The sequence below is a fragment of the Psychroserpens sp. XS_ASV72 genome, assembly GCF_041224425.1.
Classification (GTDB): Bacteria; Bacteroidota; Bacteroidia; order Flavobacteriales; family Flavobacteriaceae; genus Psychroserpens.
Map to the genome: position 1 here is coordinate 382,965 of NZ_JBGFGL010000077.1, position 23,031 is coordinate 405,995.

The 23,031-nt window shown below is 34.5% G+C and carries 22 protein-coding genes; 3 read left to right on the top strand and 19 right to left on the bottom strand.

From position 1 onward, the window contains the following. The 17 genes from AB9K26_RS10555 to mnmE all read right to left on the bottom strand — a co-directional run bounded on the left by AB9K26_RS10555 (nucleotide 1) and on the right by mnmE (nucleotide 17,431). Nucleotides 1-4,335, bottom strand: coding sequence for a CusA/CzcA family heavy metal efflux RND transporter (locus AB9K26_RS10555; protein WP_062618767.1), 4,335 nt, complete (start codon nucleotides 4,333-4,335; stop codon nucleotides 1-3). Between the two features lie 96 nt (nucleotides 4,336-4,431). Continuing rightward, nucleotides 4,432-4,743 (bottom strand): DUF6660 family protein, encoded by a 312-nt coding sequence (locus AB9K26_RS10560; protein ID WP_062618764.1) that lies wholly within the window; start codon nucleotides 4,741-4,743, stop codon nucleotides 4,432-4,434. 46 nt (nucleotides 4,744-4,789) lie between these two features. Further along, on the bottom strand, nucleotides 4,790-6,901 hold the full coding sequence (locus AB9K26_RS10565; protein ID WP_062618762.1) for a Piwi domain-containing protein: 2,112 nt from the start codon (nucleotides 6,899-6,901) through the stop codon (nucleotides 4,790-4,792). A gap of 39 nt (nucleotides 6,902-6,940) precedes the next feature. Next, complete coding sequence (locus tag AB9K26_RS10570; RefSeq protein WP_223033349.1) at nucleotides 6,941-8,008, bottom strand: hypothetical protein; 1,068 nt, start codon at nucleotides 8,006-8,008, stop codon at nucleotides 6,941-6,943. Further along, nucleotides 7,986-8,408 (bottom strand): hypothetical protein, encoded by a 423-nt coding sequence (locus AB9K26_RS10575; RefSeq protein WP_223033348.1) that lies wholly within the window; start codon nucleotides 8,406-8,408, stop codon nucleotides 7,986-7,988. Before AB9K26_RS10575 ends, AB9K26_RS10570 begins: the two co-directional genes overlap by 23 nt. Before the next feature lie 3 nt (nucleotides 8,409-8,411). Beyond that, nucleotides 8,412-8,990 (bottom strand): toll/interleukin-1 receptor domain-containing protein, encoded by a 579-nt coding sequence (locus AB9K26_RS10580; RefSeq protein WP_223033347.1) that lies wholly within the window; start codon nucleotides 8,988-8,990, stop codon nucleotides 8,412-8,414. Between the two features lies 1 nt (nucleotide 8,991). Further along, nucleotides 8,992-9,558 carry a toll/interleukin-1 receptor domain-containing protein gene (locus tag AB9K26_RS10585; protein ID WP_223033346.1) on the bottom strand — a complete coding sequence of 189 codons (567 nt, stop codon included), beginning with the start codon at nucleotides 9,556-9,558 and terminating at the stop codon, nucleotides 8,992-8,994. Continuing rightward, nucleotides 9,558-9,863: a helix-turn-helix domain-containing protein gene (locus AB9K26_RS10590; protein WP_369972526.1), complete on the bottom strand. Its 306-nt coding sequence runs from the start codon at nucleotides 9,861-9,863 to the stop codon at nucleotides 9,558-9,560. Before AB9K26_RS10590 ends, AB9K26_RS10585 begins: the two co-directional genes overlap by 1 nt. A gap of 151 nt (nucleotides 9,864-10,014) precedes the next feature. Further along, a complete protein-coding gene (locus AB9K26_RS10595) occupies nucleotides 10,015-11,769 on the bottom strand; it encodes a DUF3987 domain-containing protein (RefSeq protein WP_369972527.1) in 1,755 nt (584 codons plus the stop codon). Next, nucleotides 11,766-12,674, bottom strand: coding sequence for a BT4734/BF3469 family protein (locus AB9K26_RS10600; protein ID WP_369972528.1), 909 nt, complete (start codon nucleotides 12,672-12,674; stop codon nucleotides 11,766-11,768). Before AB9K26_RS10600 ends, AB9K26_RS10595 begins: the two co-directional genes overlap by 4 nt. Continuing rightward, a complete protein-coding gene (locus AB9K26_RS10605) occupies nucleotides 12,661-12,957 on the bottom strand; it encodes a helix-turn-helix domain-containing protein (RefSeq protein WP_369972529.1) in 297 nt (98 codons plus the stop codon). Before AB9K26_RS10605 ends, AB9K26_RS10600 begins: the two co-directional genes overlap by 14 nt. Continuing rightward, a complete protein-coding gene (locus AB9K26_RS10610) occupies nucleotides 12,954-13,253 on the bottom strand; it encodes a helix-turn-helix domain-containing protein (RefSeq protein ID WP_132704074.1) in 300 nt (99 codons plus the stop codon). The genes AB9K26_RS10605 and AB9K26_RS10610 overlap by 4 nt, the downstream gene beginning before the upstream one ends. A gap of 156 nt (nucleotides 13,254-13,409) precedes the next feature. After that, a complete protein-coding gene (locus AB9K26_RS10615; protein WP_369972530.1) occupies nucleotides 13,410-14,357 on the bottom strand; it encodes a DUF6617 family protein in 948 nt (315 codons plus the stop codon). Continuing rightward, entirely contained in the window at nucleotides 14,357-14,758 is a 402-nt protein-coding gene (locus AB9K26_RS10620) for a site-specific integrase (RefSeq protein ID WP_369972531.1), read from the bottom strand. The genes AB9K26_RS10615 and AB9K26_RS10620 overlap by 1 nt, the downstream gene beginning before the upstream one ends. Beyond that, nucleotides 14,641-15,450, bottom strand: coding sequence for a phage integrase SAM-like domain and Arm DNA-binding domain-containing protein (locus AB9K26_RS10625; RefSeq protein ID WP_369972532.1), 810 nt, complete (start codon nucleotides 15,448-15,450; stop codon nucleotides 14,641-14,643). Before AB9K26_RS10625 ends, AB9K26_RS10620 begins: the two co-directional genes overlap by 118 nt. Nucleotides 15,451-15,456: 6 nt before the next feature. Further along, a complete protein-coding gene (locus AB9K26_RS10630) occupies nucleotides 15,457-15,822 on the bottom strand; it encodes a helix-turn-helix domain-containing protein (protein WP_243471728.1) in 366 nt (121 codons plus the stop codon). A 217-nt stretch (nucleotides 15,823-16,039) separates the two neighbouring features. Next, the gene (mnmE, locus tag AB9K26_RS10635; protein WP_369972533.1) at nucleotides 16,040-17,431 is read right to left on the bottom strand and encodes a tRNA uridine-5-carboxymethylaminomethyl(34) synthesis GTPase MnmE; all 1,392 of its coding nucleotides are present in this window, start codon (nucleotides 17,429-17,431) and stop codon (nucleotides 16,040-16,042) included. A 145-nt stretch (nucleotides 17,432-17,576) separates the two neighbouring features. On the opposite strand from mnmE, the gene AB9K26_RS10640 reads away from it, so the two are divergent. Further along, nucleotides 17,577-18,743, top strand: a complete 1,167-nt coding sequence (locus AB9K26_RS10640) for a redoxin domain-containing protein (RefSeq protein WP_369972534.1) — start codon at nucleotides 17,577-17,579, stop codon at nucleotides 18,741-18,743. A gap of 5 nt (nucleotides 18,744-18,748) precedes the next feature. Then, nucleotides 18,749-19,912, top strand: coding sequence for a redoxin domain-containing protein (locus AB9K26_RS10645; protein WP_369972535.1), 1,164 nt, complete (start codon nucleotides 18,749-18,751; stop codon nucleotides 19,910-19,912). A 2-nt stretch (nucleotides 19,913-19,914) separates the two neighbouring features. Here the strand turns inward: AB9K26_RS10645 and AB9K26_RS10650 are convergent, their stop codons facing one another. Beyond that, the gene (locus AB9K26_RS10650; RefSeq protein WP_369972536.1) at nucleotides 19,915-20,565 is read right to left on the bottom strand and encodes a rhomboid family intramembrane serine protease; all 651 of its coding nucleotides are present in this window, start codon (nucleotides 20,563-20,565) and stop codon (nucleotides 19,915-19,917) included. Between the two features lie 57 nt (nucleotides 20,566-20,622). Here AB9K26_RS10650 and AB9K26_RS10655 point away from each other — a divergent pair, with 57 nt between their 5' ends. Beyond that, on the top strand, nucleotides 20,623-21,513 hold the full coding sequence (locus AB9K26_RS10655; RefSeq protein ID WP_369972537.1) for a lysophospholipid acyltransferase family protein: 891 nt from the start codon (nucleotides 20,623-20,625) through the stop codon (nucleotides 21,511-21,513). Nucleotides 21,514-21,516: 3 nt separating this feature from the next. On the opposite strand, the gene AB9K26_RS10660 is transcribed toward AB9K26_RS10655, so the two are convergent. After that, on the bottom strand, nucleotides 21,517-23,022 hold the full coding sequence (locus tag AB9K26_RS10660; RefSeq protein ID WP_369972538.1) for an aminotransferase class V-fold PLP-dependent enzyme: 1,506 nt from the start codon (nucleotides 23,020-23,022) through the stop codon (nucleotides 21,517-21,519). Nucleotides 23,023-23,031: the final 9 nt, after the last annotated feature.

The following is a 23,031-nucleotide window of genomic DNA, read 5'->3' on the forward strand; positions in this document are numbered from 1 at the left end:
TTATTGATTGAAATATTGTAATTGAAATGCACTTTCTAAATAATTGAATAAAGCGTTTTGAGCTTCCAGTTCTGACTGTACGGCTTCTTTTACCAATTGTGTAAAGGTGGTATAATCTATTTCTCCTTCCTTATACGCCAACAACGCTCCTGATTTCTGGTCTTTGGTTAACGGTAACACTTGTGTTTCGTAAAATTCCCAAGACAGTTTCCATTTTAAATAATTTTCTTTTGCTTGTGCATATTGTGATTGTAATTCTTGTTTTTTGAATAACAAATTACTTTCTGCAATAGCATTGTCAATTTTTGCTGATTTAATTCGGGCTTTGTTTGAACCTGACAGGAATGGAATGGAAATTCCTGCTTGATAGGTATAAAAACCTGAATTACCATTAACTTTTTGTAAACCACCCTGAAGGTTCAATTTTGGTAAATTATCAGCTTTTGCTGCCCTCAATTCTGCTTCGGCGACATTCAATTGATTTTCTGAAACAGTAACCATTGGATGTTCATTTGTTGATAAGCTATCAGTTTCAATCGTTGCAATGTTTTCCAATTCTTCTGATACAGTATAAATTTCGTCTTCAAATAACCAAAGATTTAACTGTTGTATGGCTATGAGGTAATCTCTGTATGCCTGTACTTTTTTATTTTGAATTTGAAACACTTGATTTTTTGCCGCTGAATACTCCAATTTAGAAATGGCTTCCACTTCAAAGTTCAGCGTAACTGCTTGTTCAAAATTACCATAGATGGAATCAAGCTCTTTGTACAACTGAAAGTTTCTCATAGACTGATAACATTTTGCCCACGCTTTTTTCACTTCCAGTTCTACCTCCAATTCAGATAATTGCAATGCTTTTTGAGACAACTCAATGCGTTGTTGTTGCAGTTTTCGTTTTGCTCCGATTCCAAACACATCCATATTTGATTGTCCAACACCGACCGTTGTGTAGATTCCTGTTCCATCTTTCACTTCTTCACCTCCTGTAAAGATTTGAGTAGAACCAAAATCATATGCTGTGGATTTTAGGTTTTCTTGTTTGGTAACTTCCAATTGTTTTTGCTTCAATAGTGGATAGTTCTTTTTAGATAAAGCAACAGCATCGTTCAACGAAATTTTAGGCAAGGTATCCGTGATTTGTTGTGCATTACTTCGAGTTGAAAACACAAACATTAAAACCAGTACTGCGGCTGCACTCACTACTTTTTTGTTCGGCTTTAACCTAAAGTTCTTATTCTCTACCCAATGATATAATATAGGCAATACAAATAAGGTGAGTAATGTAGAAGTCAATAATCCGCCAATAACTACCGTTGCCAACGGACGCTGTACTTCTGCACCTGCCGATGCTGAAACAGCCATTGGTAAAAAGCCCAATACATCTGTAAAAGCAGTGAGCATAATGGGGCGTATTCTTCGCTTTGTGCCTTCCAAAATCCGTTCTTTTAAATTGATAACACCTTCTTCTTTCAATTCATTTAAGCCACTTATCATTACCAAGCCGTTTAATACGGCCACGCCAAACAATACAATAAAACCAACACCTGCCGAAATGCTAAAGGGCATATCTCGTAGCCACAACGCCACCACACCACCAATGGTAGCCATTGGAATAGCAATGTATATCATTAAGGTTTGTGGTACTGATTTTAAAGCAAAGTATATCAGTACGAAAATAAGTAGTAAGGCAATAGGTACTACGGTTTGTAAGCGGTTACTGGCTCGTTCCAAATTTTCAAAAGCACCGCCATAGCGTACAAAATAGCCAGAGGGTAATTCCAATTGTGCATCTAATTTGGTTTTAATTTCTTCTACCAACGACTTTACATCACGTCCTCTTACATTGATCCCTACATAGGTTCTGCGGTTGGTATTGTCCCTACTGATTTGCATCGGGCCTGATTTATAGGATATATCAGCTACTTCACGAAGTGGAATTTGTACCCCTGAAGGCAAATTGATAAACAGATTTTGAATATCTGATATATCCTTACGGTTGTGTTGATTTAAACGAACTACCAAATCAAACCGCTTTTCGCCTTCAAAAATAACGCCTGCATTTCCTCCTGCAAATGCCGATTGCACCATTTTGTTAAGTGTGTTGATTTGCAGTCCATATTGGGCCAACTTATCTCTACTATAGTTTATAGTCATTTGAGGCAGACCTGTTGTGGCTTCGGCTTTCATATCACCAATACCTGGTGTTCCTGCAATTATTTTTGTTATTTCTTCTGCCTTTTGAGATAAGACCTCGATGTCTTCGCCATATAATTTAATAGCAATATCTTCGCGCACTCCTTCAAGCAACTCGTTAAAACGCATTTCTATGGGTTGGGTAAATTCATAATTGACTCCAGGGATAATTTCAACAGCTTCTTTCATTGCTTCAATAAGCTCATCTTTTGTCTCTACCGTAGTCCATTCATTTTTAGGTTTCAGTATGACGAATACATCGGCAATATCCATAGGCATTGGATCAGTTGGTATTTCTGCAACACCAATACGGCTCACAATTTTTTCGACTTCAGGAAATTTCGCCTTAACAATCTGCTCGATTTTGGTAGTAGTTTCTACGGTTTCAGACAGTGAACTACCCGGCTTTAAAATGGCGTGGAATGCTATATCACCTTCATCGAGTTGTGGGATAAACTCACCTCCCATTCGGGTAAACATAAAGACTGTTACCGCAAATAGTGCCACAGCAATTCCTACAATTAATTTGCCTTTTAGAAGGGCTTTTTCCAATAAAGGTTTGTACTTATTTTCAACCCAATGCACAAATTTATCACCATAAGATAATTTATCATTTTTTGGTGTTCTCAATACCAAAGCAGACATCATTGGTACGTAGGTAAGACACAAAACCATAGCTCCAATCATTGCGAAAATAAAAGTCAATGCCATTGGTTTGAACATTTTCCCTTCAATGCCTTGTAAGGCTAAAATGGGAAGAAACACAATAAGTATAATCAACTGACCAAAGAAAGCTGCATTCATCATTTTTTTGGAAGCCGATGCAGCAACCTCATCACGCTCCTTGTTTGTTATTTTTTTCTTTTTAAGTACTTGGGAAGCGATAAGAAATACCGTAGACTCCACAATAATTACTGCACCATCTACAATAATTCCGAAGTCTATAGCTCCTAAACTCATCAGATTTGCCCATACGTTGAATACATTCATTAAAATAAATGCAAACAGTAACGATAATGGAATGGTTGAAGCTACAATTAAGCCACCTCGCCAATTACCCAACAAGAAAATGAGGATGAAAATAACGATTAAAGCCCCTTCAATAAGGTTTGTAGCAACTGTAGAAGTGGTTTCACCAATTAACTTACTTCTGTCTAAAAGTGGTTCAATAATAACACCTTCTGGCAGCGATTTTTGAATTTGAACCATTCGCTCTTTAACATTGGCAATCACATCATTGGAATTTGCACCTTTAAGCATCATCACCAAGCCACCGACAACTTCTCCTTCTCCGTCTTGAGTTAATGCTCCATAACGAATGGCTGAACCAAATTGAACCGTTCCTATATCGCCAATGGTTATAGGCACATTATTAATGGTTTTAACCGTAATTTTTTTAATGTCGTCTAAACTTCTTGCCAATCCTTCCCCTCGTATAAAATTAGCCTGATGGTTTTTTTCGATATAAGCACCACCCGTATTTTGGTTATTGGCTTCGAGGGCTTCAAATACATCTGTAATGGTAATCCCAATAGATTTAAGCTCGTTAGGGTCTACAGCAACTTCATATTGTTTTATTTTACCTCCAATAGCGTTGACCTCGACAACACCAGGAACCATTGCCATTTGGCGTTGTACAATCCAGTCTTGCATTGTACGCACATCTGAAATGGAATATTTATCTTGATATTCTGGTTTTACTTTTAATGTGTATTGGTATATCTCTCCCAGACCTGTGGATATAGGCCCCATTGTAGGTTCTCCAAAACCCGCAGGAATTTGTTCTTTTACTTCGTTGAGTTTTTCTGCTACCAATTGTCTCGGAAGATATGTACCCATATCATCATCAAATACAATAGTTACTACTGACAGACCAAAGCGTGAAATTGAGCGAATCTCTTCCACATTGGGCAAATTGCTCATTGCCACCTCAACAGGATAGGTAACTATTTGCTCAATATCTTCTGTACCTAAATTTGGGGATTGCGTTATTACCTGAACTTGGTTGTTGGTAATATCGGGAACGGCATCTATGGGTACTTTTGTCATACTCCAGATACCTGCTCCAATAATGGTAAGCGTTAGCAAACCAATAATGAATTTATTATTGATTGAAAAATCAATGATTTTATTAATCATAAGAATGGTTATAATGAATTTATAAATAGAGATAAGCAACCTATTACAAAAATGGGTTACTTGAATTTATAAGATACCTGCATACGCAGGTATTCATTAAACCTGTGGTGGTTGTAAAAGGGTAGTATTGAAGTCTTTTTCAAGACCATCAAAATAGTAGAATAATTGAGTTGGAATAACAGTATTAGATAAACTGTAATCTACAACATTAAAATGTGTAACGTGAATATGACAACAGTGGCATTGGCAAAATGGTGAGCATAAATCTGCTCCTTGGTGTTGATGGTCGTTGTCTAACGCTTGAGAAATTTCAGTTTTAACCTCATTATCAGGTATACCATTATCTTCACAAGGCACTAAATTGAGCGCAAAGATATAAATAGATAATATGAGTGCTAAAACTTTCATTGAGACAAAGATAAAAATATTTTAATGCAATGGTGTTGCAAAGTATTTATAAAAACCACAACGTATCTTTAGCGTCCTCTGGAACACCGTTTTCGAAACGAGGTGCTATTTGGGCTACCATTTCGGGATATTTTATGGTAATTGGTACATTTTGTTGGCGTAAAGATTTCCAATATAATCTACTGAACTGATATACTTGGGTTAACAATTCTTCAATCACCTCAACATCTTCAAAAGCATCATCATCCGGACTGCTTATTTTTATCTTTATAGGAAATGGGTAACCATCTGTATCTGCATAATGAATATCATTTGGGTAACGTGCATTATTAAATAGTAAAAATTTATTTACACCTATGCGAATGTATGTACCACTTACAGGCATTAATTTATCTCCCCAATTTACATCGTAAGCAATCATATCTTCTGCTTCGGTTTTGTTTATATTCAAAATATATAAAGGCACTCCTAATTTTAGTTTGTTCATCCCATCTACAATAGGCTGAAGTTCTTCGTAACTCATTTCTTTATAAAAATGAATCACTACTTTGTCTGCTTGAGCTACTGATGTAAAATCTCTAATGGCCTTTAATATACTACCTGCTAATAGTTTTGTTTCGTTTTGGTTGAAATATTCAAAATTTCTAAACAAACCATTGTTTTGAAAACTAAATGCACTTGCTATATACCGTCTGTTTTCACCTTGATTGGTAAATGCTCCTACTCCAATTACCAATTCTTTCTTATCGGTTACTGCCAGTTTCCAAGGTGCACCACCTAATTTAGCGTGAATTGCTAATGCCATATTTTGCAACGAAAACTGAAAATTGTATTGGTCTTGGATGTTTACAATCATCTTTTCGTAATCTACCACTTGGGTTACAATGCCTTCATTTAAAAACAGTTCTTTAATGCGGATGTAAATTTCCCTATCGTCAGGATCTGGTGTAAACTTATCGAAAGGACTGATGTAAAAGGCTGCATACTTTACATTTTCGTGGTCAAAAGTTAAACTTTCAAGCTGCACAACTATTTCAGGTATTGGGTCATTTTCATTGGTGAACTCAATAAAATGCTCTTTTGATGCTGTAGCCTTGATATTTACATAGGCTTCTAATCCTTTATAATAGTTCTTTTCAGTATTTACACCTTCTTTTAAATTTTGATAGAAAGACAATACCGAATCCTTATGAGAGGTATGGCAAATGAAAAATATCTTGATATTTTGATTGCTTGGACGTCTGTAAGGGTTTAGAATGTTCATTGCCTTTTTAGGCACTAAATGGGTTCTTTTATTACCATATTGGTCTTTACCAAACTCTAATAAACCCAAGTTGGGGTTAATGTGATTGATGCGATTGCCAGGAACATCTATAAAGGCATCTTGTTTAAAAGGAAACAAGGTTTTAAATTCTTCTGTAAACAAATAGTTTTTAGCAAATGTAGTGATGAGTGCTACATACTTTTGGTATCTGTTCTTTGGTCTGTCTGGTTCTTCAATAGGGATGTTTAAGGCTCTTGCCAATTGTAAATTGAATATTGGAAAGGCTTGAGCAAATTCTATACTGTTGTAAAATTCTTCCTTATCCTCTGTGTCGAGGTTCATTTGGTAATTGAAGGTTTTTTGACCATACACACAACGCTTAATATACTCTGTTTCCTCAATATCCTTAACTGATTTTGTGAGGACTTTTGACGTACCATCATACGATACTACAAGTTCTGGTAAGTCAGTGAGTGTTGCAAACTGTATTTTGAATGAGAATTTATAGTATAAATTATAGTCTGCTGTATTCCCTTTTTTTGAAGGCATCCATACTTGTACATCACGTACAAAGTTTTTGACCACGATGTAACCCTTTTCTAAAAAATAAGTTTTTAATTGGTGTTTAAGGAATTGCTTGTAAATGCGTAGTTCTTTATCCTTTATTAAATTTATTTTGATACTTGGGGCATTGGGTATTTCTTGAGTAAATGTGGTGAAAATATGCTCTAAACTTGATAAATCTGTATCTGGAAACGCCTCTTTTATCTGCTTTGAAAACTTTGATTTATGGATTGGGTGGCTACCTTCTATATCTTCTAACGATAAATATATGACAGGTGTACTACTTGGCCATTTAAAATTGAGTATGTTGGTTTTTAAGTGTTCTTGCATAGATAATGAGGTGTTTTTGTATTTACATATAGTGATTAATTAAAGTTTAGCATCAATTTTAGATTTAATAGTTTTAAGTTCATTTATATTTTCATTTTCTGGACTGAAATAATTGTTGAATTGCTTCTCAATATCACCCGCATATTGAATGCTGTAAACCTCAACATCCCATATTTTCTTTCTAATTGTAGAAGCTAACTCTATAATATTACGACTACCTAAATCATCATATCCTTCATCTCTTCTAATATCCATTGCTTCTGCTATAAATGGTAATAACAGGTTATCAGATATATGCCTAAAATCAGGTACATCGCCAGCATCTTGAACCTCTTGCAAATACTCATAATGGGCTGGGTTGTAATCATTAATTAAATTTGACCAAGGTTTTGTTAAATAGTCAGCTACACCAAACTTTATCCTATAGTCATCTACCAATCTTGCATTTGCGTTTAATAGTTCCATCATATCAGCTGCTATTTGCTTTTGTTTTGTTACTTTATCTTCAATGTGTAAAGCGTATTTTTTCTTTAAATCTTTAAATGCCTCATTATAAAAATCTGATATTTCGTATAGGTTAACAAATTGCTTTTGCCAATCTTCTTCATCCTCTTTAAAAAATGCTTGAAACGCCTTAAAGTTCGAAAGGATATCCATTTCAATAACTCTTTCAAAATTTTTATTTGTATTAAAATACATAGTATTCATTGTAGATGGATTTTCCTTTTCAGCCTTAAAAAATGTATCCATTCTTTCTCCGTGTCTAACTATATCTTTTTCTAATGTTTGTAAGTAATTGGTTAACAACAAAAGACGGTCTTTTAAATCTTGAAGCTTATCATTTGCGGCTTCTTCCCTTTCAATAATTATTTGTTCTCTTTGTTCATAAACTTGATAAAGAACAAAAAGAATGGATAGGAAAGCTAATATTCCTCCGATTAGAGAACCATAAGCAGAAATTATATGATCTCTTGTATTAAAATCAACATCGAAAAACTTCCAATCTTCAGTTTCGTATATCGCCTGAAACGTAAGGAACACAATTAATGCTAATGTTAGCCAAAACACCCACTTGATTATTCTTTTATATCGAGACAATGATTCCATTACATTTAGCTTTAAAATAAATTACACATAAAATCAGTAAAATTATTTCTGATAAATAAATCGGCCATATTGTTGGCCTAAAAGCTATTTTCCAAGGATTTATTTTACTTTTATAATTAGAAATATCCATTGACATTGATTTAGCTTCTTTTTTAATTACAGCGTTGTATAATTCTCTAAAGATTTTTTCAAGCCATAAATAGTGAGTATCTAAATACCAAAATAGAAGTGCCACAGGAAACCCAATAATGAATATTTTATAATCTTCTTTATCAATACCAAACGCCATTAAAGCGGTTATAGCTGTAATACTCCAACTTTTAACCAAAAATGATTTGTGAGATAATCTATCAATTACATTATGAATCAATTCTAAATGTTTAACTCTTATTTCTTTCATATTTTAATTTCTTTCTGAAGGGTTATATCCTTTTATCCAACTATCCATAATTATATACTTATTTACACTTTCTCTAACCCACAGTTTTAGGTTATCAGTATTAGCAATTTTATTTTGCGTTATGTAAGGATAAATACCCAAATATTCTGTTCCATTGAAACTATCAGATTCATAATCTGAAATAGGCAATACAGCAACTCTACCTTTGATGCCGTCAAAATACCCCAATTCCCAAGGCATCCATTTTGACAAACTGCTATTTCTTGAAAAAGCGTATACTAACGACTTACAGTTTTGCATTCTATACCTTATTCTTTCAGCTGTTTCTTTAGTAACAGAATTACGATTAAGCTGATTATCTTCAATCCAATCTATGTAAACAGTAAAACCAAAATCTTCCAAATAAATTTTTAAACTTGCTATTTCCTCTTTATCTAAATAACTGTGTGATAAAAATATATCATACTCCTTATCAACACTAAATGATTCGTTTAAGATTTGAGGCGCACCCAAACCTTTACTTAAATTCACTTTCCGATAACTTGTAACTCTACTTAATAAATCTTTAGTAATTAAACTCATATTACTTTTTTAGCCACTCTATTAGATTTACTTTCCTTCCATTGGGATATATAACATTATACTCATCATCCCATTCTAAAGATTTATACTTTTTTTCTATATGTGGGTATATTTGTAAATACTCATTTCCAATCCATTCACCAGTGTTATCAGCAACAGGCAATAAAGCAATATGTTCAAGGTATTTGTGAACATCTCCTATACCCAATTCCCAATTACACCACTTTGACTCAATACCCTCATTTGTGGCTAAAAGAATAAACTTCTTATTAGCATAAATCATATTTTTAATTTTCATAGCTGTTTTACCTGCTGGCGGATATGTTAACTCATCATCCATCCAATCAACGTATACTGTTATTTTCAGTTTTGTTAAAATAGCCACCAAATATTCTACTAAATCTGAATTTTTATGACTGTGACTAATGAATACACTTGAATCAAAGTCAATTCTTTTTTTTCCAAGTTTAGATGACATAGCCAAAAGAACAGCCATACTTCCTTTTAAACCATAGACATCTTTACCAACAGTAGATTTCAACTGATCTTTAGTAATAAAATCTGCCATTATTCGATTTCTTTTCCTTTTCCAATCTTACTAATTTTTTCTTCAGCTATTTTGAGGATTTCCGTACTGTCCTTTTCATTTTTTATCATCTGTACAATCTGTTCGGACATCCAAAGCTTAATTAATTTGTTTTCATCTTCTTTTAATTCTTTTGCAAATGCTATTACCTGCTCTCGTCTTGCGATACGGTTTCCTCGTTCAATCTTGCTTAAATAAGCCACATCCATATTGATATTTGCAGCCATTTCCCTTAATAGCAAATTGCGCTTTTCGCGCAATGAGCGTATGTATTCTCCAAACTCCATAATAGCATTTATTAGACTTGTCAGATTTTGTCTAATTTAAGAAAAGGAAGCTAAAGGAAACCAAAAAGATATAAACAGTTATTAACAGAAAGTGAGGAAGTTAAGGATTTAAGGAAACCTATACTTTAATTCCTTTGTTTCCTCAATTTCCTTATAATGATTTTGCAGGATTTGAATAGTTATTATGAGCTTCTCTATGTATTAACCCTGCATCAACAAACTTTGTAATGTAACCTTCTGCTGTTTTTTGTGGGATGTTTTGTTTGGTTGCTAAATCTAAATAGTCTTGTCTGCTAAAATGCTTGGGTAGGCTTTCTAAAAAGCGTTCCTTTCGGTTTAAGCGTTTTACTGCTTTTTGTTCTATTGGCAAATCATTAAACACCTTACTACTATGCTTTACTAAAATAGCAATGATAGTTAGCGCATTTTGAAAATCGACATCCTCACATTCTTTTACTTGGTTAACATCACCATCATCCATAATGCGAAATGCTGTAAATAACATCATTAATCTAAATGCAATTAAGCCTAATCGTCTAATGGTTGCAATATACTCTTCGGGTTGTAAGTTGATGTATTTGGTCTGTAAGGATTCAAAAAAAGTATTGAATTGCTGTTGTTGAGGTGTTGTTAACCTTATTTCAATTTCGGGATTGTTTTTGAGGGTTTTATACAAGTCCAAAAATACCTTTCCTAATTGTGAGTAATAATCATCTAACCCAACGTTATTATTACTTGAAAACACGTTTTTCCAAGTAGGTTTTATATTCATATAATAAAACATAAAGCGGCTGAATAAACCATTTTCTGCATTCGGTATTAAGGTTGCCACTTGTTTGGGTGTTCCTGACAATACAGTAGACAGGCACGGTTTTTCAATATCTACATACTCTCTGTCTGTTCTACGATAATAACTAATGGTTTCGTGATGGAAGGCTTTACGAAAACCATCGCTATAATTACCGTAATCGCTTTTAAAGGCTTGTGCTAATGTATCGCCTTCGGTTTCAAAAATCAGTCCTTTACCTTCATTATCGGATATTAGTTGATATACTCCAGTTACGCTATTATTGGCTGGGATAAACAACATTCTTTCAGGTGGCTTACCTGGTTTCTCCAAGTTTTCATCTTTACCCTTGTTCATATTGTAAGTAGCCATTTCAGTATTAAATTGTTGCTTTAGTACTTTGGCTTGTTCACGCTTTAACTTGTGTACAGGATCTACCAAGTTTTTAATTTGGTTAAGCCTGCCTTTACCTGCAGATGCAGGTGCAGTTACAAACAGATATAAATTAGCAAAGACTTTACGTTGGTCGTAGATGCCAAAGAGTTTAGGAAAGCAGGCACTAAAAGCCGTTAAAGCTCCTAACAACAAAATGTCCTTTTCCTCTTGACTGCTCGCAGGATTTACAACTTGTTGTAAAAACTGCGGTAAGCTATTAAATACCTCATCAGGTATTGTTGGCATTGCTTGTTCTGGGACATCAACAACAGTTGCAACATTTGTTGCAACCTCGTTGTTGTGTTGTTCCTTTATCGGTTTTATACCTGCCTGATGCGCAAAATGATAAAACGTTGCAATGGTGATGCCGTGCCCTTTTGCATTTAGGCACTTATTGAATTGTTCGTCGCATTCTTTTGAATCATAACCTACATAGTTTTTGCTTATTCTGTGGAAATAATCTCTTCCTGCCTCTCCATATTCTTCAGCTAAAGCAAATCCTAAATCTCTCCAAGTGGCATAATTACCTGTTATGTCTATACCTGATTGCTCAATTGCTGAAATGTAGGTTTCAAGGTAGTTATCAGCAACAGCAACAACATTAGTTGTTGCGTTGTTGCTTGTTGGTTGCGGTTGTTCTTCTGGAACTTCCAACCATTCTTTTGGATTAAATATTTTGGTCATAATGCTTGATGTCTTTTATGTAAAAAGGCTGTTGGGTCGTATGGTAAAAAACACGCTCTGGAAACGTCTTTACCTGACTGGTCAACCTCAATGTTATATGTGTATTTTATGTAATTCGCAACTGCCGTGAAATACTCTGAATGTGTTACTTCTGAAACATCTATTCTGATAATCCATTTTAGGCCATCACCTGATGGTGATGTGAATAGCATTTCGGTTTCAAAGTATTCATCGTTTAGCAATTGCTTTTTTAACTCTTGAAGATTTTCTAAATGGTCGAAATCAATAGTTAATAGATTGGAATGCTGTAACAAATTGCCATCATTACGCTTTTCAAACGTTCCTGAAAAGGTGACGTAATCAAAGCGATTAGCTTTGAATTTACGTGCTTCTTTTACATCGGTTATTGTTCTTAAATCTTCAGTAATTCTTTTGTATTTATCACTTATGATTAATGCAAATACTTGATATAACCGCATAGTTTCCGCAGGAAACACATTGCGAACTGGGGCTTTGAAAAAGCTACAGTACCCATACCAGGTATCGTCTGGACCATTCAACCAATCTAATTCGTCTTGTTCCTTGAGTTCTAAATTGAGATGTAACTCTTGGTTAATCTTCAGCAACAATTCTTCTTCATCGGTAATTCTGAAATGGTATTGTGCAAAATCGAAAACATCACCGCTAAAGGTCTTTAGCTCTGTGTCTTTATGTGTTGCTATTACACCATCAATATGAATCCGTAAGGTTTCTTTACCGCCATTAAAAGGGTTTCGGGTTATCCCGCAGTCCCTTCCTTTTACAGAAAGGACTGTTGTTTCAGGATAATACTGTCTTAACACGTGGGCATAAATTTTTAAGCCGTAATGTGTTTTGTCTAAAATTGCCTCTCTACTTATTTCCATCTCGCTTGAAATTATGGTTGTAGTAGTTATCTTGAAGCAATTGCTCCACATCGGACACCTTATAATAAAACTTGCCCTTTACTTTGCTATAAGGCAGTGTACCGTTGTCTCTAAAGGTCTGTAAGGTTCGCTTACTGATGTGTAAGGTCTGCAATACGTCTTGGTTGTCTATCCACTTATCTTTTAGTACTTCTGCTCTCGAATGTCGTAACAACTCGATACGTGCTTTTAAGTCCTTTATTTCTTGTGAGAGTGCCAAGAGTAAATCGATTATTTCAGTCATAACTTCACCGCTCCTTTCTTAATTAAGTAATCGGCAGCTTGCTGTTCGATTTCATCTTGTGAATCAACACGGTTAGTTAATAACCATTGCTCCAGTTCAACTCTGTTGAAATAAATCTTCTTACCATTCGGTTTGTAATGTGGAATGGTTCCGGTACTCGTAAGCTTGTATAAATGGGATTGTGACAATTCCAAAAATTTACAGGCTTCGTTAAAGCTCAATACGTTTTTAACAATAATGTTTCTGTCTAAAACGTGTGCTTCGATAATTTTAAGACGTTCTAATATTTCGTCCATAACTAATTAATTTTAAAATAGAAATGGACATCTGGCCAAATGTCATTCTTGGTTTTCAAGAACAGGACAAAGGTTTAAAATCAATGATTTTTAAAGTGTGAGAGTTTTATATGAGTGTGAGAATACAATGAGATTTCTAAATAATCTCATTGTTTTTTATTGTATTTGTTTGAAGATATTATCAATGGTTTCCTTTTTTAGAGGTGCTTTACTTTTGGTATAAAGATTTTGAGCTGTCAATGGTTTACCCAATTTTGTATAAAATAAACCCGTAGATTCAATTAAAGTGGGTGTCATATTTTTGAAATGTGGCTGCAACCGTTTAATAACATATTTAAACTCGGTTGTTTTACAATCTATATAGATTTTCTTTTGAAAACCTTTAAAATCTTTAGCCACTAATAAATTATGCAAGTCTTTAACATCTGTTTTTGCATCAAGTAAATCAATACTTAATTGAAGCCTGCTCAATATTTTAGACAACCATTCGGAATCATCTTTTAAATATCCAAATGAGGTTTTAGGCTTATTTTTCGGTTTAGATGGCTTTTTAACTACCTCTTTTTTATCTGCTTCTAATTTTACAAATACTGAAGTATCAAAATCAGTATCATTAAAATACTTTTCTGCTATTTCTTGAATTGAGAATAACCCAGTATCTGAAAATTGTCCGTATTGCTCTTGTAATTCGATGTACAGGCGAATTGCCGATGCTTTTAAGTAATTGATGATATAATCGGCATCATTGCCTAAATCGTTACTTATAGACTGCTTTTTAATGTAGGTGGCAATATCCTTTAAGTACTTATTGAACTTATTAAATTGTACGGTATAGTTATACTTGTTTTCGGGTTCCGTAGCATCTTTTGGGAATTGGGATTTTAATGCTGCTAATTCAGTTTCAGTGTCATTTGAAATCAGCTTAAAGTAATATTCTTTTTTACTGTTTAAAGGTCTTTTAAAGTTTACTTTAAAAACCGCATTATCAGCTTTTGGTAGTTCCTTTAATTCAGAGTCCAAAAAATTAAATTCTCGTTCTGATCTATTGTCTCTATGTAACCCGTTGGTAATCGATACCAAACTTGCAAATACATTTCCTTTCATTATAAATCCAATTGAATACGGTTAGCAGCTTCTTTCTTTTTATCATCAATTACTTTGGCATAAATCTGTGTTGTTCTCAACTCTTTATGTCCTAATAATTTTGATACTGTGTAAATATCTGTACCCAAAGTTAATTGTAAAGTGGCATAGGTATGACGCGCACAATGAAAGGTTATATCTTTTGTAATGCCTGCTTTTAACATCCATTGTTGCAATTTAAGGTTTGACCAGGCACTATAATGTAAGCCTTCAAAAACTTTTGCTTCGGGTTTTCCCGCGTCCCCTAATAATTCTCTTGCTTGTTCTGAAATTGGTAAAGTTTCAGCACCTTTGGTTTTCTTTTGTCTAAAGCGTATGTAATAACCCATTTCTTTAGAGTGTTGGATTTCTGACCACAACAATTTTTCAATATCTGACCAACGCAATCCTGTAAGTGCTGAAAATATAAAAGCATTTTTAATAGTGGTAATTCACATTCTGTGTTAACTGCTTTTTGTAATTCATCAAGCGTTAAAAACTCTCGTTGAGGTTCTCCTTGTTTGAAATAATCTACACCATTAGCAGGATTGACTTTTAAAATACCATCCTTTACCGCTTGCTTTAAAGCTGCGCAAAACTTACCATAGTATGAATATTTAGAGTTTTGAGACAGTTTTTTACCTGCTCTTGCCATAGCATCTTTGTCCAAATACTCTTTGAAACGCTCTACAAATGATTTATCCAAATCTTGAAAGCTTACATCCGTAGGACAAAAGGTTTTTAAATGTTTTAGCATACTGTTCCAATTCCCATAGTTGCCAGAGCTGGTGTTTTTCTTTTCAGCTAAAGCTGTAACATAAGTAATAAAGCTTCCTTTTAATTTCTCAATATCCTGAAAGCCATAAATACCATTTTGTATTTCTATTTGACGTTGTGCGCAAATGGTTTCCGCTAATTGCTTGGTTTTCTTGTTAACCTCTCTTTCGGTTTTAGTTTTAGGATTAGGTGTAAGGTATAATCGCAAATACTCGGTTTTGCGTTTTCCTTTATGATAGTAATCTAAATACAGACTTATTTTATCATTCTTTTTGCGTTGTCTTAATGTTACTTTCATAGGATGCTAATTAAAGAGGTTTTCTATTTGCCATCTGGCTACAATACGTTTTCTTCCAAAAGGGACTGCTTTTAAACGTCCTTGTTGAATCATTCTTTGAATGGTCCATCTACTTACACCAATCAATTGTGAAGCTTCTGTCACGCTTAAAAAATCTTTATTATTTACCGTGTTGAGGTTTGGAATTTGGACAGCTTCTTTTTGCTGCTGTATATCCATTGTAAGAGTAGCTTGTACTTTTTCTTTACGCTTACGCGCCTTATAGGCTTTTTTAGCGCAAGTATCACCACAGTATTTAGTTACTGTTGTGCGTGCTGTAAAGGCATTACCACAATGCTTACAGGTTTTTGGGATGTATAAATTACTGCTCATAAATGGTGCTTTATGTAGCGTTATGGTGCAACGTGGGGCAATATGGCGCATCATTTCGCCAATCTTTTAGCCAACAGATTTGGGCAACAAATCCATATTTAAGGCAACAGATATACAACAAATTTAGTTAAAAAAGAGCAAAAAAGCAACAAAAAAGAGAAGATAAAAACTCATAAAGTCAATAAAATCAACACATTAACAAACAAAAGAAAGCAAGTTACTTCCCTATACAGAAATTCGCAAAAATGTTCCCAAGAAGGTCATCGTTAGTAATCTCTCCAGTGATTTCACCAAAGTGATATAACGCTTGTCGGATATCAATGGCCAACAAATCACCTGAAAGTCCGGTTTCCAAACCTTCCTTCACTTTTTGAATCTCTTCAAAAGCCTTTAGCAAGGCATTATAATGTCTTGAGTTGGTGACTATGGTTTCGTTATTTCGAAGTGCTCCAGTATTGATCAATTTTAAAAGTGCATTGGTCAGTTGCTCAACACCAAAGCCTGTTTTAGCAGACAAGAGATGAACACCATCAATACTTTGTTGTAAATTTGCTAGATCTGTATCCGCTAATCGATCAATTTTATTGGCAATGACCAACAAAGGTTTTTGAGGATACTTATTTTTGATTTTTTCAATTTCCAATTTCACTTGGTCGAGTTGTTCTAAGCTTTGGGTACTGTCAAATAAGTAAACCACTACTTGGGCTTGATCGATTTTTTCAAAGGTTTTCTTGATACCAATAGATTCCACCACGTCTTTGGTTTCCCGAATTCCTGCGGTATCAATAAATCGGAATCCGATACCTCCTATTGAAATCTCATCCTCTATTGTATCCCTTGTTGTTCCCGCGATTTCAGAAACAATAGCACGCTCTTCGTTAAGCAGTGCATTTAAAAGTGTTGACTTTCCTACGTTTGGTTCGCCAACAATTGCTACAGGAATTCCATTCTTTATCACATTTCCTACAGCAAACGAATCAATTAAACGTTTCAATACAAAAGAAATACGATCAACCAGCTCCTTAAATTGTGTCCGATCGGCAAACTCGACATCCTCTTCAGAAAAATCAAGTTCCAACTCAATAAGGGAAGCAAAATTCAGTAATTCTTCCCTTAACTTGGCTATTTCAGATGAAAATCCGCCACGCATTTGCTGCATAGCCACCTGATGCGACGCCTCATTATCGCTAGCAATCAAATCGGCTACAGCTTCCGCTTGGGACAAATCTAATTTTCCGTTTAAAAAAGCACGTAAAGTAAATTCGCCAGCATCAGCCATTCTGCAACCTTTCCTTAAAAACAATTGAATAATTTCCTGCTGGATATAACTCGAACCATGACAAGAGATTTCAACAACATCTTCTCCTGTGTAAGAATTTGGATTCTTAAACACTGAAACCAAAACCTCGTCAAGAACTCTAGAACCTTCGAGTATGTGCCCCAAATGAATGGTATGGCTTTTTTGTGATTTTAAAGCCTTGTCTTTAGTAACCGATTTAAAATGGGTATCAACCAAATTAATGGCATCAGCACCAGATAATCTGATAACTGCAATGGCACCACTTCCAGAGGCTGTTGCTAAAGCTATTATGGTATCTTGATGAGTCATTAACCGTTTTTTGGTTTTACAAAAATATCGGATTTTTAATTTTTAAACACATTTTAGAAAACTTCTTTAGGGTTTAAATATAAAATTGAAATAATTGTATGTAACAGAACTTTATATATTTGTAGTAATAAAATTAAAAATGAACATGAGACATATAATTTCTTTTCTAGTTTTTACTGTACTTCTAACTTCTTGTAATACTGATAAAAAAACAGAAGTTAAGCAAGATGGCTATCGTATTGAAGGCTCTGCTCCTGGTGTTTATAATGGTATAAGAGTTTATTTGGAAACCAGAGCCAATAGAGGAAGAACTGTAGCATTAGATACAGCCATTGTCATGAATGAATCCTTTGTTTTTGAAGGCAAGGTTGAATCGCCAATAATGGTTTATTTAAATGTTAATAGCGTTAGAGGAAGTAAGCCGTTGATTCTTGAAAACAAATCCATGACTGCTGTTATTGATAAGGATCAAATTACCAATTCCACAATTGAAGGTACCGAAGCAAATACTGCATTTAAGTCATACACAGAAAAAATAGATGAGCTTTCTAGGGAAAGATTGAAATTAAACGGTCAATTAAGAGCAAGCCAAAATAACTCTGATGATGATCCTAAACCTACAGAGGCACAATCTGAAATGGATAAAATCAATAAAGCATTTGAAGATTTACCTTTTGAATACATCGAAAAGAATAAAGACAATGTCTTTTCGGTAATCTTACTTCAAAACCTCATTGAAGGTAAATCTCCTAATATCTCCCGTATTGAATCAGCTTTCAACAGTTTGAACGAGGACCTTAAAAACTCTGCAGCTGCAAGTATCTTTAAAACCAAACTTCAAGTAAAAAAAGTTGAGATTGAAGCCTTAAATGCTACGCAAATTGGAAAAGTTGCACCAAATTTCTCTGCACCAACTCCAGAAGGAAAAACACTTTCTTTAAATGAGGTCAAGGGAAAATTAACCTTAATCGATTTTTGGGCATCGTGGTGTAAGCCTTGTCGTAGAGAAAACCCAAATGTGGTTAAAGTATATAACAAATACCATGACAAAGGACTTGAAATCATTAGTGTTTCACTAGATGGCACTCGAACACAAAGAGAACCAAAACAGGCATGGATTAAAGCTATTGAAGATGACAAATTAACTTGGAGCCATGTATCAAATTTGAATTATTTTGATGATCCTGTTGCAAAAATGTATAATATCACATCAATTCCTGCAACATTTCTTTTAGATGAAAATGGAACCATTGTAGCTAAAAACTTGAGAGGAGATGCTCTTGAACAAAAAGTAGCTGAATACTTAAACTAATCCTTATGAAAACTCAAATCTACCTCATCATCCTATGTATTGTATGTCTTTCCTGTAAGGAAGAGCAAAAACCTGAAAAGGTAAAACCTGACGGTTACGTCATTACAGGTAAAGCTGAAGGCTTGGTGAATGGTTTGAGAGCCTACTTAAAATCGACAGATGAAAAAGGTTTTCTGAAGAATAGAGATACAGCCATCATCATGAACGAACAGTTTGTTTTTGAAGGTAAAACAGATTCTATTCAAGCTTGGTATCTTGATATCAATAGCCTTGATCACTCCTTCCCTCTAGTGATTTCAAATGAGTCTATTGATTTAGAAATCAACAATGAAGACATTAGGAATTCTTTGATCAAGGGAACAGCTTTTAACAATGCTATCGCTGAGTACAATGCCAATTCGATACGACTAAACGATTCCTTAGAAAACATTAGTGAGCTATACAGACAGCGATTGATAAATAAAGAGCCAGTTACTGGAATGACAGATAAAATCAGTGACTTAAAATCTACTATTTCAGACCTTCCTCATGATTTCATTGACAAGCACACAAACAATCCTTACGGTTTGGTTCTCTTGAATTATATGATTCGAAGAAATATTGGCGATAAGGGTAAAATTGTTGCTTCATTTGATGCTTTACCTGAAGAGTTAATCAATACCAATCTCGGAAAAAGGGTTTCAAAAAGTATTCCTAAAATACGAAGAGAATATGAAATTATTGCTGCAACACATATAGGAAAGGTAGCTCCTGAATTTTCTGCACCTTCTCCTTCTGGTAAAAGGATTTCATTAAGCGATATAAAAGGGAAGGCTACTCTAGTTCACTTTTGGTCGTCATGGTATGATGCCTCTAGACGTGAAAATGCTCGTTTGGTAGAAATATATAACAAATACCACGATAAAGGTCTTGAGATGATTGGCGTGTCCTTAGATGGCAATAAAGGCCAAAAAAATCCAAAATCAGATTGGAAAAATGCAATCAAGGAGGACCAACTTATTTGGGCTCAGGTATCTAATCTCAACTATTTTTATGACACCATTTCGAAAACCTACAGTATTAAGTCGTTACCAGCTTCTTTTTTACTAGACGATAAAGGTGTTATTGTTGCCAAAAACTTAACGGGAACCTCACTTGATCAAAAACTGGAAGCGCTTTTGGGTGAGTAATTTTATATTTTACCCATTTTATGCATGACAAACAATATGACGATTGGAATAATCAGCAAACCAATCATTAATAAATCTGTCTTGAATAATGTTGGTACCATTATCAATGTCACGACCAAGCCTCCAATAGCACCACCAAAATGGGCATCGTGACCAATATTTCCTATACTATTTTTCATTCCATAAATTGAATACAACATATACCCAATACCAAACACATAAGCAGGAATTGGAATAGGTATAAAAAACAAATACAGACTCATACTCGGATCTAAAAGAATAGCAGAATACAATATTCCGGTCACAGCACCACTAGCTCCAACAGCACTATATTGATACTCATCTTGATGAAAGTAAAGCGAAAACAGACTTCCAAGAATAAGGCTAATGATATATATCACTATAAAATTGAACTCACCAACTGAAAAAATAACGCGATCGGCAAAAAAGTAAAGCGTCAGCATGTTCAAAAGCAAATGTGTTGTGTCTACATGCAAAAACCCAGAACTGAACATTCTAAATTGTTCGCCTCGTCTTATACTTCCTACATTGAACTTATAGCGCTCAAAAAAACCATAATCACCGAAGCCTTTGTACGAAATAATGACATTGGCAGCAATTATGATCACAGTTACTAAACTAAGATCACCCATAATACGTTAACGTGTAATTATTACATATATTTGCTCTTGCAAATCTAAGATTTATTAATGCAATTTCTAATTTACATCTTACTTTATCCATTCCTGTGGTTAATTTCAATCTTACCTTTCAGATTGCTGTATGCTGTTTCTGATGGATTATACATTTTACTTTTTAGAATTTTTGGATATCGCAAGAAAGTGGTAAAGAACAATTTAAGATTGGTATTTCCTGAAAAATCCGAAGCTGAGATTAAGACGATTACAAAACGTTTTTACCATCATTTATGCGATATGATTCTTGAGTCAATTAAATCTTTGACTATTTCTGAAGCTGAAATGAAAAAACACTACAAGTTTACAAATCTTGAGGTTATTCACGATTTGGAAAAGGAGAACAGAAGTATTGTTTTGATGGTGGCTCATTATGGAAGTTGGGAATGGATTTTTATTTTGCAAACTTACATCAAACATAAGGGATATGCCATATACAAACGCATAGAAAACAAGTATTTTGATCGACTTGTAAAACGAATCAGAGCAAAATACAATAGCTACTTGATTACCAATAAGGAAGCCATTCCAACATTGATAGAATCTAAACGAAAGGGAGAATTAACCATCAATGGTTTTGCTTCTGATCAATCTCCAAGGCGAAGAAAAGCATTCCATTGGTCCGATTTTATGGGCATTAAGGTTCCTGTTCACACAGGTGCCGAAATGTTATCAAAAAAGCTAGATATGGCAGTGGTCTTCTTTGGAGTAAAACGAGTGAAACGCGGTTATTACGAAGGTACTTTTGAGGTTATTACCAAAACACCAACTGAGTTTAAAGATTATGATATCACAGAGCAGTTCTTAAGACTAGTTGAAAATCAAATCAATGAAGCTCCTGAATATTACTTGTGGACACACAAACGCTGGAAGTACCGAAACGATGTTCCTGAAAAATATCAATAAAAACTACAATTCAAACCAAGATTCTACAGTCGTATCTTGTGCTTTACAATCTTTTAAGGCTTGATGAATGAATTCATTATTAGCACCTATGTATTCGTAGTCTTTGGCCCACTCCTTATGATTTAAAGCTAATGCTTTGATACTCTCACAAACAAAATGCATTTCCTTATTCGTTGTTGTGGGATGTATGGACATACGAATCCAACCTGGTTTTCTTACCAATTCTCCTATGGAAATTTCACTGGTTAATTCACGACTGGTTTGCTGATCAACATGTAAAAGAAAATGGCCATAAGTTCCTGCACAACTACAACCTCCTCTGGTTTGAATCCCAAAACGATCATTCAATAACTTTACGCCTAGATTGTAATGTAAGTCATCTATGTAAAAGGACACAACACCTAATCGATCTTGATGCTGACCAGCTAAAATATGGATGTTTTTAACAGGAGATAATTCTTTAAAGACAATATTTAAAAGTTCGTGTTCCCGCTTCAAAATATTGTTCACTCCCATGTTTTCCTTCAGCTTAATCGCCAAAGCTGTTTTAATGGTTTGCAAGAAACCTGGAGTTCCACCATCTTCACGATCTTCAATATTATCGATGTATTTGTGTTCGCCCCAAGGATTGGTCCAACTTACAGTTCCACCTCCAGGACAATCTGGAATCATATTGTGGTATAATTTCTTATTGAAAACCAAAACACCCGAAGTTCCTGGTCCGCCTAAAAACTTATGTGGTGAAAAGAAAATGGCATCTAAGTATTGCTTCTCGTTTTCTGGATGCATATTGATATCGACATAAGGTGCCGAACAAGCGAAGTCTACAAAACAGACACCTCCATTATCATGCATGATTTCAGCAATTTGGTGATAAGGTGTTTGTATTCCTGTCACATTAGAGCCACCAACTACGGAAGCTATTTTTAAGGTTCTGTCCTCATACTGATTTAAAAGAGTCTTCAGATTATCTAAACTGAACAGACCGTCTTCATCTGGAGGAACAATTTCAACCTTAGCTATGGTTTCCAACCAAGAAGTCTGATTGGAATGATGTTCCATGTGTGAAATAAATACAACTGGTCGAATTTCATCTGGAATCTCAGAAAACTTTCTCAAATTTTCAGGAACTTTCAACCCAAGGATTCTTTGAAATTTATTAACGACTCCTGTCATTCCATTTCCCGAAACAATTAGCACATCATCACCACTGCAATTCACATGTTTTTTAATAATATGCTTCGCTTCATGGTAAGCTTTGGTCATGGCTGTTCCAGAAATTGTTGTTTCCGTATGTGTGTTAGCCACAAAAGGTCCAAATTGATTACAAAGCTTTTCCTCTATTGGTCTGTAGAGGCGACCAGAAGCGGTCCAATCGGTGTATATGATTTTTTGTTTCCCAAAAGGCGAATCGAACTCTTGATCTATACCAATAATATGTTGTCTGAACTGTTGAAAATAGTTTTCAAGTTGAGATTCCTTTTTATTAGAAACACCTACATCATTCATAATCAATGC

Excerpts from the sequence above, each read along its gene's own strand:
- AB9K26_RS10555 (WP_062618767.1), bottom strand. The coding sequence starts at position 4,335 with ATGATTAATAAAATCATTGATTTTTCAATCAATAATAAATTCATTATT.
- AB9K26_RS10560 (WP_062618764.1), bottom strand. The coding sequence starts at position 4,743 with ATGAAAGTTTTAGCACTCATATTATCTATTTATATCTTTGCGCTCAAT.
- AB9K26_RS10565 (WP_062618762.1), bottom strand. The coding sequence starts at position 6,901 with ATGCAAGAACACTTAAAAACCAACATACTCAATTTTAAATGGCCAAGT.
- AB9K26_RS10570 (WP_223033349.1), bottom strand. The coding sequence starts at position 8,008 with ATGGAATCATTGTCTCGATATAAAAGAATAATCAAGTGGGTGTTTTGG.
- AB9K26_RS10575 (WP_223033348.1), bottom strand. The coding sequence starts at position 8,408 with ATGAAAGAAATAAGAGTTAAACATTTAGAATTGATTCATAATGTAATT.
- AB9K26_RS10580 (WP_223033347.1), bottom strand. The coding sequence starts at position 8,990 with ATGAGTTTAATTACTAAAGATTTATTAAGTAGAGTTACAAGTTATCGG.
- AB9K26_RS10585 (WP_223033346.1), bottom strand. The coding sequence starts at position 9,558 with ATGGCAGATTTTATTACTAAAGATCAGTTGAAATCTACTGTTGGTAAA.
- AB9K26_RS10590 (WP_369972526.1), bottom strand. The coding sequence starts at position 9,863 with ATGGAGTTTGGAGAATACATACGCTCATTGCGCGAAAAGCGCAATTTG.
- AB9K26_RS10595 (WP_369972527.1), bottom strand. The coding sequence starts at position 11,769 with ATGACCAAAATATTTAATCCAAAAGAATGGTTGGAAGTTCCAGAAGAA.
- AB9K26_RS10600 (WP_369972528.1), bottom strand. The coding sequence starts at position 12,674 with ATGGAAATAAGTAGAGAGGCAATTTTAGACAAAACACATTACGGCTTA.
- AB9K26_RS10605 (WP_369972529.1), bottom strand. The coding sequence starts at position 12,957 with ATGACTGAAATAATCGATTTACTCTTGGCACTCTCACAAGAAATAAAG.
- AB9K26_RS10610 (WP_132704074.1), bottom strand. The coding sequence starts at position 13,253 with ATGGACGAAATATTAGAACGTCTTAAAATTATCGAAGCACACGTTTTA.
- AB9K26_RS10615 (WP_369972530.1), bottom strand. The coding sequence starts at position 14,357 with ATGAAAGGAAATGTATTTGCAAGTTTGGTATCGATTACCAACGGGTTA.
- AB9K26_RS10625 (WP_369972532.1), bottom strand. The coding sequence starts at position 15,450 with ATGAAAGTAACATTAAGACAACGCAAAAAGAATGATAAAATAAGTCTG.
- AB9K26_RS10630 (WP_243471728.1), bottom strand. The coding sequence starts at position 15,822 with ATGAGCAGTAATTTATACATCCCAAAAACCTGTAAGCATTGTGGTAAT.
- mnmE (WP_369972533.1), bottom strand. The coding sequence starts at position 17,431 with ATGACTCATCAAGATACCATAATAGCTTTAGCAACAGCCTCTGGAAGT.
- AB9K26_RS10640 (WP_369972534.1), top strand. The coding sequence starts at position 17,577 with ATGAGACATATAATTTCTTTTCTAGTTTTTACTGTACTTCTAACTTCT.
- AB9K26_RS10645 (WP_369972535.1), top strand. The coding sequence starts at position 18,749 with ATGAAAACTCAAATCTACCTCATCATCCTATGTATTGTATGTCTTTCC.
- AB9K26_RS10650 (WP_369972536.1), bottom strand. The coding sequence starts at position 20,565 with ATGGGTGATCTTAGTTTAGTAACTGTGATCATAATTGCTGCCAATGTC.
- AB9K26_RS10655 (WP_369972537.1), top strand. The coding sequence starts at position 20,623 with ATGCAATTTCTAATTTACATCTTACTTTATCCATTCCTGTGGTTAATT.
- AB9K26_RS10660 (WP_369972538.1), bottom strand. The coding sequence starts at position 23,022 with ATGAATGATGTAGGTGTTTCTAATAAAAAGGAATCTCAACTTGAAAAC.